Below are 15,566 nucleotides of genomic sequence, written 5' to 3'. Positions count from 1 at the left end.
AAGGCCTGTGCAAAATTTTGCACAGGCCTTTTTGCATACTGAAATTTAGTTAACCGCGTGACGACTATGACCACCGTCAATGATGGTCTTGGCATCGTTAAGCGCAATTTCCAGGCCATTCTTGACGGCCAGCTTGGTAAAGAAGGCCACGTGAGGCGTGATGATCACGTTAGGCATGGCGTTTAGTTCTTGGAAGTCTTTCGGTGTTTCGGCATATGGTTTATTGCGATCAAAGAAGCCAACTTCATCAGCCAGCGTATCTAGTCTAGCACCGGCAATTTCCTTTGATTTGAGGGCATCGATGAGGGCCTGCGTGTCGATCAATTCACCACGAGCCATGTTAATTAGGATGGCGTTTGACTTCATCTTCTTCAGCGCAGCAGCATCAATGATGTTTTTAGTTGAAGGCAAGAGTGGGGTGTGCAGCGAAATAATGTCAGCTTCCTGCAGAATCGTGTCCAAGTCAGTATAGGTCGTATAAGGTTCCAAAGCCGCATCGTAGAAGGGGTCGTAGGTTAAAACCTTGGCGCCCAGTGCACTGTAAATTTGTGCGGTAGCCCCGCCAATGTGCCCGGCACCAATCAGCCCAACCGTGCAGTTGAAGATTTCAGTGCTAACGGTAGAGGCGTCCCAGGTAAAGTTGCCGGCGGTCATGCGCGTTTGATACTCACCAATGTGGCGCAACAGGTACATGGCTTGCGTCAACCCCATTTCGGCAATGGCGCGTGGGGAATAGGAGGCCACGTTGGTCAGTGTAATCCCGTGCTTGCTGGCAGCCTTGAGGTCTTGATTATCGACACCGACCTGACGAATGGCCAGTTGTTTAATGCCAAATTTTTCAAAGGTGGCGTAGGCCTCCTCAGTGACTGGTGAGATACCTTTGGAGGAGACACCGTCATACCCCTTCGCTAGGCCGGCAGTCGCTGCGGTGAGTGCTTCACTGGTAGTCCCGACTTCGACGTTATTGGCCTTACCCCAGGCCTTGGCATAGGGTTCCTCAACATTGATGACACCATAACAAAATAGTTTCAAAATAAAAGCCTCCTATTTAAAATTAAACCGCTTTCTTAACTTCAATTGAACTACAGGAGGGAGGAAAAACGCAAGTCACAAGGTAGATTTTGGTTAAATTCATTACTATCAGGCGTTATTAAGTCGGTTAATAGCCATAAGTGTGCGGACGTTCAGTCGGTGACAAGAAAACAAGCAGACGTTAGCGTTGCAATTGCTAAGGCAGTTGCGGCTGGATAAAGGATAACGTAAAAGCGGGGTCGGCAGTGGTTGGCGACCTCGCTTTTGATATTTGGATAGAAATTTCAATTTTGGTTAGAGAAATGGGCGTTAAGTATCAGTGATGAAATCTAAAGCTTGTGGGGGACAGAAAATATGGTATAACAGGAACTTTAAGCTGGTAGTTATTCTTTGGGTAGAACTTTCCAAGCTAATAATTAGTCGGTACAAGACTTGTATCATAGTATTTTTATTTTATGTTGATTCGTGATATTAATGCTGTTTCGCCAAGCCCCTGTTGGTATAAGCGATAGCTGATCTGAAGGTTTAACCAAAAATCGTCATGATTGCTACCAATTAATTCTTTGATTTTATTAATTCGGTTGCGTAGCGTATTTTTATGAATAAATAACTCAGCGCTAGTCTTAGTGAGTGAAAAATCATTGTTGATATAACAATCTAAGGTTTTTAGTAATTCAGAATGAAACTTAATATCATGCTGATGTAGTGGCTGAATGAACGTGCGAATCATGTTATTGACATAATATTCATTAAGCTGATAATCGTCATCTAAAAACAGTTGGTCAATACCTAATTCTGAGTAGTGCTTAATATCAGAGCGAAAATGATTGTTTTTTAAGTATTGTAATGCACCAACAGCTTCTTTAAAGCACCGATTTAAATTATTGGCTCTGTATTGCTGAGAGACACCGGCTTGAAAGCGGTACTTAGAATAACTTTGATCTAAATTTTTCAGTAATTTTGGCAATTGTGCCATCAACACACTTTTGGTTGCATCAGTAATAATAAACCAAGATTTATTACTGTAAGCTGTAATACCAGTGAACTGCTGGCTAATAGTATGATTGATTGCAGCTTGAATTTTAATAGCGTTATCATCCCAAATTGATTTTCGAGAAATATTGTTACTTAAAACAATAACTCGAAGTTCGTTACCAAGTCTATTGCCAGATAAGTATTGTAGTGCCGCCAAGCCTTCGGGATTTTCAAAATTATCATTGCGTAAATTTTGAAATAGTTCGTTCAATCGAAGTAGATGTTCAGAAAGTAGGTCCTGTTGTAATTCAGTTTTTTCGATAATAATTTTAGTTAGAATTTTTAATTTAGTAGCTATGGACTTAGAGATACGGTCGGTCTCCTTAGGGAGTATCAATAATACATAGTAAATCAGATGTTGTTTATAGAATAACGGATTAATCCAGACATCTTTTCTACTGGGCAATTCTGCTATGTGTTGAAGATACATCTGCTTATTGATGCCGTTCTCACTAATGAAGTTATGTTCGTTTAGTTTTTGAATAATTAGAGTCCAGTCAGTATCGGCAGACGCACTAATTAGGTTGCCGGCAGGATCAACGATAGCCAGTGAAGCACCCGTATCTTTTTGAAACATCGTGGCGACACCTAACTCAGATTTGTTGAACGATGTAATCACTTTTGCATGGAATTTTTCTTGGTCGTTTCTTTCTCGATTGTAAAGTTTAAATTGGGAATCTTGAAAGGCTTTGATAATGGCACTCCAAGCATAATTATCGGTTACGAAGATGAGTGGAATATCGTATTTATGAAATTGCTGAATGACTCTTTCCGTAAAATTTTTTTTGAATTTCTTTTTTGAAATTAGACAGGAAATTTCTCGAGTATGTAGTTTTTCGATAAAGTCGTCCGTTAAACAAGTATTGGTACGTTCGCCGACAATTACAGCTTCATTGGGATTTAACCAGTTCGCAATATTACCGATATCCATGATGGTACAAGTACTTATTTCACGTTGACCACCCGGTCGGGTAAGGTAAGTATCTGCATAGTTAAATACAGGATGGCGTAAAAAGAAGCTGACGTTAATGTTGTAGTTCACTAGAAATACCTCACTTATAGTTCTTAACAGGTTATGTGTCGCTTAAAACCGTGAAGATTATTTTTATAGATAGCAACTGTATTGTATCACAATGTAAGCGCTTGAATAGTGTGCTCAAGTACAGTACCTTGAAATGCCATTCCTTAGTATTATCTACTTGTAAGTTAAACAACCAATTCAAAAGGAGTGTTAGTTATGCGCAATCAGTTCAAAGGAAAAGATTTCTTAGCCTTTAAAGATCTAAACCGTGAAGAAATCGAATTTTTAACCGATTCATCGCTCAACTTCAAGCAGAAGTTCATTAATCGTGAACCTCATGACTATTTCAGAGGCCAGGTATGGGCAGCATTGTTCGAAAAGAACAGTACACGTACGCGGAATGCATTTCAACGCGCCGCGGCCGATTTAGGAATTACCGTTACTTATCTACGCCCAGATGAGCTTCAAATGAGCCGCGGCGAACCTTTAAAGGATACCTGTCGGGTTTTAGATCGTATGTATGATGGCTTGTTCATTCGAACCTTTGGACATGAGATTGTCGAAGAGTGCTCAAAGTGGATGAAAGCCCCAGTTATTAATGGCTTAACTGATATTGCTCACCCGACGCAAGGGATTGCCGATATGATGACGATCAAAGAGAAGTTTGGAAAATATGAGGGCTTAAAACTAACTTACGTTGGTAATCTTTACAACGTTTGCTACACGACTATGATTTTTGCAGCTACTTTGGGCATGGATATGTCTGTTGTTTGTCCAGCAGGTATTGAGCCTAATCAAATGATGGTCGATGAAGCTCAGAAGCGAGCAAAGGTCACCGGGGCACACATTGAAATTACACAAGACTTCGAAAGTGCCATGAAGGGCGCCGATATCGTTTATGGTAATGCCGAGTACAGTATGGGCCAAACTGATGAGGAGATTGCAACACTTAAAGCCGCTTTTAAACCATATCAGGTTAATACCGAAGCAATGAAATTAGCTAAACCAACAGCTATCTACATGCACTGTTTGCCAGCTCATCGTGGTGAAGAGGTAACTGATGAAGTACTTGAAAGCAAACAGTCTGTCATTTTTGATGAAGCTGAAAACCGTATGCACTCAATTAAGGGGATCATTGCAGCCTACGCGAACTGATTTCATTAATCTGTGTGAGATAGGAGCATGGACATGGATTCAGTAAAAAAAAGAAAAAAGTTTCAAATGCCCAACACATATGTGATTATCTTTCTGGTTTTAGTTTTTGTGGCAATCTTAACTTGGATCATTCCTGGTGGCGCCTATAAGCTTGATTCTTCTGGGAATGCTATTGCGCACACGTACCATGCTGTGAAGGCCAATCATCAAGGAATTTGGGACATTGTCGAAGCACCAATTATTGGAATGGTTGGTAATGCTAAAGTCACGGGAGCCATTACGATTTCCCTGAATGTGATGTTGTTCGGGAGCTTCCTTGAAATGATGGACAAAAGTAAAGCCGTCAATATAGCGCTTCGCGGTGTTGCCCAAAAATATAAAAATAACAGTTATGTGCTGATTACGGTACTTACCTGTATTATGGGAATTTTTGGGACGGTTCAAGGTGCCTATGAAGAAGGCTTTGTCTACCTTCTAATCTTCCTGCCCATTGTATTATCATTAGGACTTGATACAATTGTCGCATTAATGATTGTTATCTTTGGGACACAAGCTGGATGTGCGGCATCCGTCGTTAATCCGTTCTCAACAGGGATCGCATCAGGAATTGCTGGAATCAGTCCAGGGGCTGGTATCATTTTCCGATTTATGATCTTCATCGTTTTAATGGGGATGGTTTCTGCTTTGATTTGCTTGTACGCTAAGAAAATTGCAGCCCATCCAGAAAAATCACCACAGTTTTCGCGGCGTGATGAGGATATAAAACGGTTTACAGCTGATGATGGCGAGTCAGCACTAACTACGCAACAACGGAAAGTGTTCTACGTATTTGTGCTCACTTTTGTGATTATGATTATTTCACTAGTGCCTTGGAGCTCATTGAATAAGAATTGGATATTCTTCAATCAGTTAGCCGATTTTATCAACACGACCCCAGTGTTATCCTCAATTATCGGTAGTGATATTGTTCCCTTTGGTAACTGGTACTTTAATGAAATTAATGGGTTATTACTCATTATGACCTTTGTTGCTGGTAAGATTATGCATTACTCAACGGATGAAATTATCGATACAATCATTAAAGGTGCTGCTGGCTTAGTATCGACAGCGTTCATCATTCCGTTGGCTCGTGGGATTCAAGTCTTGATGACAAATGGGAATATTACAGCAACTGTATCTCATTTTTGCGAAACGACATTGGGAAGCTTACCCGCAATCATTTTTGTCATCGTTTGTTTGCTTGTTTATATTGTGCTTGCTAGTTTTATTCCAAGCTCAACGGGACTAGCTGCAGCGACGATGTCAATTATGGCACCATTAGCCACGTTTGCTGGCGTGTCAAAAGCCGTTATGGTAGTTATTTTCAACTTATCCCTGGGTATTGTAAAATCGATTATGCCAACTTCAATCATTGTAATGACTTGTATTCAGGCGGCTCACGTGAACTATGGCACCTGGGTTAAAGTAACTTGGAAAATGGTTCTGACTTACGTACTTGTTTCATGCGCAATTCTAGTATTTGCGGTCTTATTCAAGGTTTCATAACTTTAAGGAGGAATTTCATCATGACTGACGATCAAGTATTTGTTTCTAACGCAACTAATGATTTGAAAAAAGTTTTAGTTTGCTCTCCTAAGTATTATAAATTTAACGCCATCAATGAAATTACTAAAGGCTGGATGGACAAAGGCGAATCCGAAGAAAATAATCAGATGGTCAAAGAATGGCAGTCATTAGTTGACGCATACAAGGACAATGGTATTGAAGTTGTTGAAATGGAACCTTCAGCTGATATGGAAGTTGAAACATTTGCCCGTGATTTTGGTGGTATGGTCAAAGAGGGCGCTATCATGGGACGGTTCCGTCATCCAGTACGTCAAATTGAAAGCGCTGCCTACGAAAAGAAACTCAAGGAATTGGGTGTTCCAATTATTGCTAGATGTAATGCGGGTACCTTTGAAGGTGGCGACTTCTGGATGATCGATGAACATACTATTGCTTTTGGTGAAGTTGACCGTACTGATCAAGCCGGAGTGGATAATTTACGAGATCAATTGTCAAAATTTGGTTATACCGTTGTTGGTGTTCCCGCGGCACCAGCTAACCTTCATCTAGATATGATTTTTAACATTGTTGCCCCACAGGTTTGTTTGGCAGCTACTGACGAACTACCATACAACTTCCTTCAGATGTTGAAGCGTCGTCATTTTGATATTATCCATGTGCCAAGCGAACTTGTCTTTAAACATGGTTGTAACGTTGAAGCAATCGGTCATAACACGGTACTTGGAATTGAAAATAATAAGTCCGTCAATAAGGATCTGCGCGCTGCTGGCGTAAATGTCATTGAATTACCACTTCAGCAAATTCTTAAAGCCGGTGGTGGTCCTCACTGCATGACTTTCCCTATTTCACGGCCATAATAGTCTGCTACATCAGAATAAAGACTACCGAACCTAAGCGAGGGGATAAGCATGAAAGTTTTAATTACGGACTATAAAGAATCTATGATGCAAAGTCATGATATAGAAAAATCAATTTTAGAAAATGGACTTGAAAATTGTGAAGTCATTGTTTATGAGTATCGTGATGAGAAGCGTGCTGAATTCTTAAAGCTGATTGCAGATGTTGATGCAATTCTGACCGCATTTGTGAAAATCGACCGTGAAGTTTTCGAACACGCGCCCAAACTTCAACTGATCTCTATTAATGCAACTGGCTATGACAATGTAGATTTGAAACTAGCTGAAGAGTATGGTGTCGGTGTTTGCCCTGTCGGTGAATACTGCACACAAGATGTTGCTGAGTTTACAGTTACGGTTATGTTAGCACTGGTTCGTCAGCTTAAAAGTTATGTCACCGATGTTGATAAAAACCATGCTTGGCGTTATGACTTGAAACAACCTAACCCTCGAGTAGAGAGTATGACATTAGGGATTGTCGGACTTGGGAAAATTGGTCGTGCGGTCGCAATTCGAGCACATGGGTTAGGGATGCAAATTCTAGCGACGGATCCGTTCGTTAGTGATAATGATTATGAAAAAGTATCTGACTTTGTAGAATTGGTAGATCCCGACACACTGCTTGCTAATTCTGATGTGATAACTAACCATATGAACTCTAACGAGACCAATCAGCGTTATTTCAATGAAAGTAAGTTTGATAAAATGACGAAGCACCCATACTTTATTAACATGGGGCGTGGCGTTGAGCTACAAGAAGAGGCGTTGATTCAAGCCCTAGATGAGGGACAGATTCGGGGGACGGCGTTGGATGTATTGGAAACTGAAAATCCGGATCTTAAGCATCATCCATTAGTGGGCCGTGAGGATGTCTTGATTACACCGCATGTGGCATTTTATAGTCAAGACGCCATTGAAAACCTACAGCGGATTTCTTGTCAGAATATTGTCGATTATTTTACTGGACACAAAGATAAAGTATTCAAATTAGTTACTAAAAATAACGCGCGTAAAGTCTGAACATCCAATGACAATATATATTTAGGCAGGAACCGTTTTACAACGAGGTTATGAAGATTCGGCATTCTAAGCTCGGGTCTTCATAACCTTTTCAATTTATAGGGGAGCGATATTAAATGACCAAAAAGAGAATCGTTGTAGCACTTGGTGGAAATGCTATTCTATCTCAAGATGCTTCCGCTCAAGCACAGCAAGCAGCATTACGTAAAACAGCAGCTTATCTCGTGAAGTTTATTCAAAATGGAGATGAGTTAGTTATCTCTCATGGTAATGGTCCACAAGTGGGCAATCTGCTATTACAACAAGCAACTGGGAGTACTGAAAACAATCCAGCAATGCCCATTGATACTGCCGTTGCCATGACTCAAGGGAGCATTGGGTATTGGTTACAAAACGCTTTGAACGAAGAAATAAAAAAAGTGGGTTTGAAAAAAGAAACGGCGACAATCGTAACTCAAGTCGAAGTCGCTGAAACTGATCCTGCCTTTCAAAATCCAAGTAAGCCGATTGGTCCCTTTTATACCAAAGAGATTGCCGAAGCAAAACATCTTGAGCATCCTGAGTATAAATTTGTTGAAGATGCCGGGCGTGGCTATCGGCGGGTAGTACCATCACCACGACCAATCAATGTGATTGAATCAAACGTAGTGGAAACTTTAGTTAATAACGGCGTTGTTCCAATTTCGGTTGGTGGAGGCGGTGTGCCAGTAGTTCGCAACGGTAATCGTTTTGCGGGTCGAGAGGCAGTAATTGATAAAGACTTTGCCTCAGAAAAGTTGGCAGAGCAAATCAACGCTGATGTATTGATTATATTAACTGCAGTTGATCATGTATTTGTGAATTTCAATAAACCAACGCAAAAAGCATTGAAAAATGTGTCTGTTGAAGAGCTTCAACAGTATCTTGATGAAAATCAATTTGCAAAAGGTAGTATGTTGCCTAAAGTTCAAGCGGCAATGAACTTTGTCGAAAACACGCATAATGCCAAGGCAGTTATTACATCGCTTGAAAGTATCGGTGATTTCTTAGAGCAGGGAACAGGTACTGTTATTACTAAAGACTACGTATCCGTTAAAGAATAATTTTTTCAGTAAATACTTGCCACACTTTTGTCCACGTCAAACAATGAAAACGTTTAAACTCTGACATAATTAAAGTACTGGTAACGTCCATTGCTGTGCACCTATTTTAAGGGGAAAAGTGTACACAATCTACTATTTTCAAAGTACCACTGTGGACCTTCTGGTACATCCTGATCATTTTATTAATCAGCTCTATACAAAAAGGAGAAGAAAATGGACGAATCAGAAAAGGTACCCATCCGTGAATTTTGGGATCGAATTTTATCGGGTATGGCAATTGCTATCGTTGCGGCTGTGACGCCGAGTGCTTTAATTTCACCATTTATAAATGGGCTTGCTCCGGATAGTGTTTTCTGGGGAAATATTGATACGATTGCTAACTTAGGTGTCTATACAGTTCCAGTAGTCTCAGCGATATTGGCAGCTAACAAATTCAACTGCACGATGGTTGAAAAAGCGAGTATTTCATTAGCAGCATTAGCGGCTAGTGGTGCTGTGTCATATCAAGATGGTCAATTTGTTCTGCTAGGGATGGGAGATATCATTAATACGCTTTTAGTCATTGCGATTGCTATTTTTGTGGCCCGTAAGATCAGAAAGTATATTGGGAGCTTTGCCATCTTCTGGGACCCAATTATTTGTGGTGTTGTCGTTGGTGCAATTGGGACTTGGTTGTACACATATGTACATTTGATTTCAGTCGTTGTTGGCCAGACGCTAAAACTGTTTACAAGTTTGCAGCCGACATTGATGTGCATGCTGATTGCAATGACGTTCGCTGTGATTGTATCGACACCATTGTCGAGTGTGGGGTTAGGCGTCGCTATTGGCATTAGTGGGGTAGCCGGTGGTGCAGCTGCAGTCGGTGTAACTTCATGTTTTATTATGGTTGCTGTGGGCACCTTCACATCAAATAAGAAGGGGATACCGCTCGTCATGTTCTTTGGCGGAGTCAAAATGATGTTGGTTAATTTTGCCAAGCATCCGCGGATGCTGATTCCGATTGCACTTGTGGGTATGCTATCAGGGTTAACTGATTCGTTGGTCCGGTTGAAATGTGATTCACAATTTGCTGGGTTCGGATTTCCAGTGGGGCCTATCAATTCATTCTCGTATATGGATGGGTCGACAATGTCTCGTTTGGCAATGTTAGCGATTGTTTACTTTATCATGCCCATTATCTACTCGATGATTGTTTATAACGTCCTTCAAAAGATTCCTAGACTAAATCTATTGAAAAAGACCGATTGGGTAGTCTGTTTAGAAGACTGACCTCTAAAGAAGTTGTGACGTGTCTATTATTCTGATTAAAGATAAGGTGCAAGACCAAATTTTGGTTCTGCTTCTTATCTTTTTTATCGTTTATTTATTTTAAATCGTCATTACTGAGGCAAAAGATATTCAATGCCGTGGGTATTGAACGTTATCTTAGCTTTCTTGAGACTTGAAATATTCGTATACTTGTTGGATTTGAAAACAGGTTGAGTTTCGCTATGAATTGACAGTTATGATCGACCGATTGTTTTGCGTTAAATCTGCTTTTATCTGTCAAAATGCTATTTGGCACGATACAATGAGCTAATTAATTTCTGAATTTTATGATTGAGATGGCATCTGAACACCATTTTGCACGCTCCAATTAGTTTTTTAGTATTTTCTACCAAAAAGCTTGTCTTTCACCCGCTGAATGCGCGATAATTGAAGCAATTAATCGGTGAAGAGCCGATAAATATCTCGAAGGGGTTGATCTGCGTGGAAGTTACACGACTCGGCGATACATTCTCTCTTTCCGGCGACTTGCCAGAAGTAGGGGATCAGTTACCAAAGTTTAAGGTGTTTGATCAGGACAATGTCAAAGTTAAAACTGCTAATTTAATTGGTAAGGTGACTTTGATCAGTGTTGTTCCGGACCTCGATACGCCCGTTTGCACCATTCAGACGCGGAAGTTTACCCAGCAGGCAGACCATTATCCAGATGCTAAATTCTGTACGATTTCAAATAATTCAATTGCAGAACAAACTGGTTGGTGTGCCGCTCAGGGTGTGGAAAATGTTGACCTGTTGTCCGATGAAGAACTGTCATTTGGATATGAAATGGGCCTGTATGTTCCTAACCTGGGAAACCTGGCGCGTTCGATTTGGATCATTGATGACACTGGTAAGATTGTTTACCGGCAAATCGTCAAGGAACAATCGAGTGAACCAGATTACTTGGCTGCTATTAACGCCCTCGAAAAGTTAGTCCCACGTGTTGACCTTTAGGCTAAAATTGAGTAGACTATGTGAAAGTAGCGTTGAACAAGTCAGTAGCGTTAGTTAGATTGCCTAGAGAACCGGGATTGCTGGGAACCGGTGAATCAGACTAGCGTGAAAGTAGCTTGCGAGCTGCCGGACTGAACCCATAGTAAGTCCGGACCGGAGCACTCTCCGTTAACAAAGAAGTTAAGTGGGGCATGAACGCCCAATTTAGGTGGTACCGCGAAGAAATCTTCGTCCTAATTTTTTAGGATGGAGATTTTTTTGTGCCATCAAACGTAACTTCGTGCAGATAAGAAAGGAACTGATTACAAATGGCTGACAAGCAAATCGATATGCCAACCAAGTACGATCCCACCGCCGTTGAAGCGGGACGCTATCAAACTTGGCTTGACGAAGATGTTTTCAAACCTAGTGGTGACAAGAAAGCCACGCCGTATTCCATCGTTTTACCACCACCCAACGTTACCGGGAAGCTTCATTTAGGTCACGCTTGGGACACGACTTTACAAGACATGATCATTCGGCAAAAGCGGATGCAGGGCTTTGATACGCTCTGGATTCCCGGAATGGACCATGCCGGGATCGCCACACAAGCTAAGGTCGAAGCTCGACTACGCGAACAGGGGATTACCCGTTACGACCTAGGTCGTGAAAAGTTTGTCGACAAGGTTTGGGAATGGAAGGACGAATACGCCGCCACCATTCACAAACAGTGGGCCAAGATGGGCTTGTCTATGGACTACTCCCGTGAACGGTTCACTTTGGACAAAGGTTTGTCCGACGCCGTTAAGAAGGTCTTCGTCACGTTATACAAGAAGGGCTTGATTTACCGGGGTGAGTACATCATCAACTGGGATCCCCAAGCACGGACGGCGCTGTCTGACATCGAAGTTATTCACCAAGATGACAAGGGTGCGTTCTACCACGTAAAATACCCATTTGCAGATCCAGAGTATACGTTTAACGGCAAGCACTATATTGAAATCGCCACGACGCGTCCCGAAACCATGATGGGGGATACCGCCGTTGCGGTTAACCCTGATGATGACCGGTACAAGGACCTAGTTGGCAAGAAGATTATCCTGCCTTTGGCTAATCGTGAGATTCCAATCATCGCCGACCAATACGTTGATATCAACTTTGGGACTGGGATGGTTAAGATTACACCGGCCCATGACCCGAATGACTTCTTAGTTGGGAATCGTCACAACCTCGAACGGATTAACACCATGAACGAGGATGCTTCCATGAACGACCGTGCCGGCAAGTATGCTGGTATGGATCGGTTTGATGCTCGTAAGGCCATGGTTGCTGACTTGGACGAACAGGGGCTGATGATTAAGATTGACCCAATCGTCCACTCCGTAGGTCATTCCGAACGGACGGGGGTACAAGTTGAAGCCCGGCTGTCGACCCAATGGTTCGTAAAGATGAAGCCTCTTGCAGAAGCCGCCATCAAGAACCAAGAAGGCGACAACGCGGTTGACTTCGTGCCAGAGCGCTTTGAACATACCTTTACGCAATGGATGGAAAACGTCCATGACTGGGTTATTTCTCGTCAACTCTGGTGGGGCCACCGAATTCCAGCTTGGTACAACAAGAAGACCGGTGAAGTTTACGTCAATGAGGAAGCGCCTAAGGATATTGAAAATTGGGAACAAGACCCTGACGTCTTGGATACCTGGTTCTCCAGTGCCTTATGGCCATTCTCCACGATGGGCTGGCCGGATGAAGATAGCGCTGATTACAAGCGTTACTTCCCAACTGACACGCTGGTTACGGGTTACGATATCATCTTCTTCTGGGTTTCTCGAATGATCTTCCAAAGCCTTGAATTTACGGGAAAGAAGCCATTCAAACATGTCCTTCTACATGGCTTGATTCGGGCCGAAGACGGCCGCAAGATGAGTAAGTCGCTCGGCAACGGGATCGACCCCATGGACGTCATCGACAAGTATGGTGCTGATGCGTTACGTTGGTTCCTGTCGACTGGTTCAACGGCAGGTCAAGACGTTCGGTTCAGCTATGACAAGATGGACGCTGCCTGGAACTTTATCAACAAGATCTGGAACGCGAGCCGGTTTGTCATTATGAACTTGGGCGAAAACACGAAGCCAGTGGTGCCTGCTGCTGACAAATGGGATTTGACCGACAAGTGGATCTTAAGCCGCTTGAACGATACGGTTAAGCACGTGACGGAAATGTTTGACAAGTTCGAATTCGGTGAAGCCGGTCGGGCATTGTATAACTTCATCTGGAACGACTTCTGTGATTGGTATATCGAAATGAGTAAGGAAGTTTTGATGGGCGACGATGAAACGGCTAAGGCGAACAAGCAAGACCTCTTAGCCTACGTCTTGGATCAAACCTTGCGTTTGCTACAACCAATCATGCCATTCGTGACGGAAGCCATCTGGCAAGCGATGCCACATGACGGGCAATCGCTGGTAACGGCGGCTTACCCAGTCGACCACCCAGAATTTGATAACGCCACCGCAGAAGCCAATATGACTAGCCTGATTGACTTGATCAAAGCTGTCCGGAACATTCGGGCTGAAGCCAATGCGCCTATGTCTACGCCAATTGATTTACAGATCAAGACCAGCAACGACCAACTTCACAGTGTCTTTGAAAACAACCGCGACTATATCGACCGGTTCGTTCACCCAAAGAACTTGGAAATTGGTGCCGACTTGGTTGCACCTAAGTTAGCGATGACGGGGGTCATTACGGGGGCCGAAGTTTCCGTTCCGTTAGCTGAATTGGTCGACCTTCACGATGAAGTGAAACGCTTGGACAAGGAAGTTGACAAGTACACGGCCGAAGTTCAACGGGCAACTAAGAAGCTGGGCAACGAACGCTTCGTGGCCAACGCCCCAGAAGATGTGGTCAATGCTGAGCGGGAGAAGCAAGCAGATAATGAAAAGAAGTTAGCGGCCACGCAACAGCGGTTAGCTGACATCAAAGCACAACTTTAAGCAGATAGTTTTACTTGAAGGCGTCATTTAAATGATCCAGAAAATCAGTGATTGATTTTCTGGATCATTTTTGTGACTAAACCGTTCAACGTGCTGACCGGGAATGTGGGCTGCTGATAAAGCTGAAATAACACTTCACTAGCGGAAAAAATCTGCTAGACTGAGAAATAGCGATTAGTCGGGAGGTTTTAATTTTGGTAGAAACATATGCTGAGGCCTTGCAGTTTATTCATGGCAGAGACCGATTTAAGAAGAAGCCTACGTTGAAACGGATGCGCCAATTCATGCACATCTTGGGGGATCCACAGGAGCAGTTAAAAAATATGATTCACGTGGCTGGCACCAATGGCAAGGGGTCCACGGTTGCTTTCTTGCGTGATTTATTCATGGCGGAAGGGCAGACAGTCGGCACGTTTACGTCACCGTTTATTACGCGGTTTAACGAACGAATCAGTACCGATGGTCAACCCATCAGTGATGATGATCTGATTACGATGGTCAACCGGATTCAACCCGTGGTGGCGCGGTTAGATCAGGAGCTGGCCGAAGAGGGGCCAACGGAATTTGAAATTGATACGGCCTTAATGTTTTGTTACTTCGCTAGTCATCCCGTGGACGTGGTGGTCGTGGAAGTGGGGCTGGGGGGATTGTACGACTCAACCAACATCATTCAGCCGACCGTCTCTGTGATCACGACAATTGGTATGGATCACATGAAGGTTTTGGGGGATACGATTCCTAAGATTGCTGCACAGAAGGCGGGCATCATCAAACCCGGTGTACCAGTGGTTTGCGGTCGTTTGACGCCGGATGCCTTGGCAGTGATGGATCAAACGGCGGCCAAGAACCAGACAACGGTGCGGGCATTAGACCGCGATTTTCACGTTCAGAGCCAGCCCGAATCTGGATGGGGAGAACGGTTTGACTACGTCTGGGGCGATCGTCGTTGGCGTCATTTGGAGATCGACTTATTGGGTCAATATCAGATTGACAATGCGGCAACGGCGCTCACAGCATTTATCACGTATCATCAGTTGCGGGAATTACCTTATGATATTGTCGATATCCGTGCTGGATTGAAGCATACCGCTTGGCCGGGACGGTTTGAACGGTTAACGAACGAACCACTAATTGCCATTGATGGCGCTCATAACGAACCTGCCATGGTTGAACTGGTGCAGTTGTTGCGGCAACACTTTAAGCAGCACGACATTTATATCGTGTTGGCGGTGTTGGCTGACAAACAGTATGACAAGATGGTGCGGACCTTATTACAGGTCCCCAACGTGCACATCATCGTGACCCAATTTCAGGGGCCGGGCAAACGTGCGGCGGCGACACCACAAGCGCTAGAAGACGCAGTAGCTTCACACAAGCGAATGACGATGGCTCCCGATTGGCCGAGTGCCTTAAAAGAAGCGCTGGCGAACATTTCGGCCGATGATTTGGTCCTGCTGACGGGGTCACTCTACTTTATTTCGGAAGTTCGGCAATATTTTAAAGAAACTGACGAATAATTTGC

At 43.2% G+C, this 15,566-nt stretch carries 11 protein-coding genes and 1 other annotated feature; of the genes, 9 read left to right on the top strand and 2 right to left on the bottom strand.

Annotation, left to right across the window (positions count from 1 at the left end; translation table 11 throughout):
- Positions 1 to 45: 45 nt before the first annotated feature.
- Together FAY32_RS10130 and FAY32_RS10125 are read right to left on the bottom strand one after the other, a co-directional pair.
- A complete protein-coding gene (locus FAY32_RS10130; RefSeq protein WP_143463322.1) occupies positions 46 to 1,032 on the bottom strand; it encodes a D-2-hydroxyacid dehydrogenase in 987 nt (328 codons plus the stop codon).
- Between the two features lie 448 nt (positions 1,033 to 1,480).
- Positions 1,481 to 3,109 carry a helix-turn-helix domain-containing protein gene (locus FAY32_RS10125; RefSeq protein WP_143463321.1) on the bottom strand — a complete coding sequence of 543 codons (1,629 nt, stop codon included), beginning with the start codon at positions 3,107 to 3,109 and terminating at the stop codon, positions 1,481 to 1,483.
- A gap of 195 nt (positions 3,110 to 3,304) precedes the next feature.
- Here FAY32_RS10125 and argF point away from each other — a divergent pair, with 195 nt between their 5' ends.
- The 9 genes from argF to FAY32_RS10080 all read left to right on the top strand — a co-directional run bounded on the left by argF (position 3,305) and on the right by FAY32_RS10080 (position 15,561).
- Complete coding sequence (argF, locus tag FAY32_RS10120; protein WP_143463320.1) at positions 3,305 to 4,243, top strand: ornithine carbamoyltransferase; 939 nt, start codon at positions 3,305 to 3,307, stop codon at positions 4,241 to 4,243.
- 33 nt (positions 4,244 to 4,276) lie between these two features.
- Complete coding sequence (locus tag FAY32_RS10115) at positions 4,277 to 5,788, top strand: YfcC family protein (RefSeq protein WP_191988176.1); 1,512 nt, start codon at positions 4,277 to 4,279, stop codon at positions 5,786 to 5,788.
- Between the two features lie 20 nt (positions 5,789 to 5,808).
- The gene (locus FAY32_RS10110; RefSeq protein WP_143463318.1) at positions 5,809 to 6,666 is read left to right on the top strand and encodes a dimethylarginine dimethylaminohydrolase family protein; all 858 of its coding nucleotides are present in this window, start codon (positions 5,809 to 5,811) and stop codon (positions 6,664 to 6,666) included.
- Positions 6,667 to 6,717: 51 nt separating this feature from the next.
- Positions 6,718 to 7,725 (top strand): NAD(P)-dependent oxidoreductase, encoded by a 1,008-nt coding sequence (locus FAY32_RS10105; RefSeq protein WP_143463317.1) that lies wholly within the window; start codon positions 6,718 to 6,720, stop codon positions 7,723 to 7,725.
- A 116-nt stretch (positions 7,726 to 7,841) separates the two neighbouring features.
- A complete protein-coding gene (gene arcC, locus FAY32_RS10100) occupies positions 7,842 to 8,807 on the top strand; it encodes a carbamate kinase (RefSeq protein WP_143463316.1) in 966 nt (321 codons plus the stop codon).
- Positions 8,808 to 9,020: 213 nt separating this feature from the next.
- The gene (locus FAY32_RS10095) at positions 9,021 to 10,079 is read left to right on the top strand and encodes a PTS sugar transporter subunit IIC (protein ID WP_143463315.1); all 1,059 of its coding nucleotides are present in this window, start codon (positions 9,021 to 9,023) and stop codon (positions 10,077 to 10,079) included.
- Between the two features lie 480 nt (positions 10,080 to 10,559).
- On the top strand, positions 10,560 to 11,069 hold the full coding sequence (tpx, locus tag FAY32_RS10090) for a thiol peroxidase (protein WP_143463314.1): 510 nt from the start codon (positions 10,560 to 10,562) through the stop codon (positions 11,067 to 11,069).
- Between the two features lie 23 nt (positions 11,070 to 11,092).
- Positions 11,093 to 11,308, top strand: a binding site (T-box leader).
- Positions 11,309 to 11,377: 69 nt separating this feature from the next.
- Positions 11,378 to 14,044 carry a valine--tRNA ligase gene (locus tag FAY32_RS10085; RefSeq protein WP_143463313.1) on the top strand — a complete coding sequence of 889 codons (2,667 nt, stop codon included), beginning with the start codon at positions 11,378 to 11,380 and terminating at the stop codon, positions 14,042 to 14,044.
- A gap of 194 nt (positions 14,045 to 14,238) precedes the next feature.
- A complete protein-coding gene (locus FAY32_RS10080) occupies positions 14,239 to 15,561 on the top strand; it encodes a bifunctional folylpolyglutamate synthase/dihydrofolate synthase (protein WP_143463312.1) in 1,323 nt (440 codons plus the stop codon).
- Positions 15,562 to 15,566: the final 5 nt, after the last annotated feature.

It is taken from the genome of Levilactobacillus enshiensis, assembly GCF_007115095.1.
GTDB classification, from domain to species: Bacteria; Bacillota; Bacilli; order Lactobacillales; family Lactobacillaceae; genus Levilactobacillus; species Levilactobacillus enshiensis.
The sequence above is the reverse complement of the archived record's forward strand: the minus strand, read 5'-3'. Positions and strand labels throughout refer to the sequence as shown.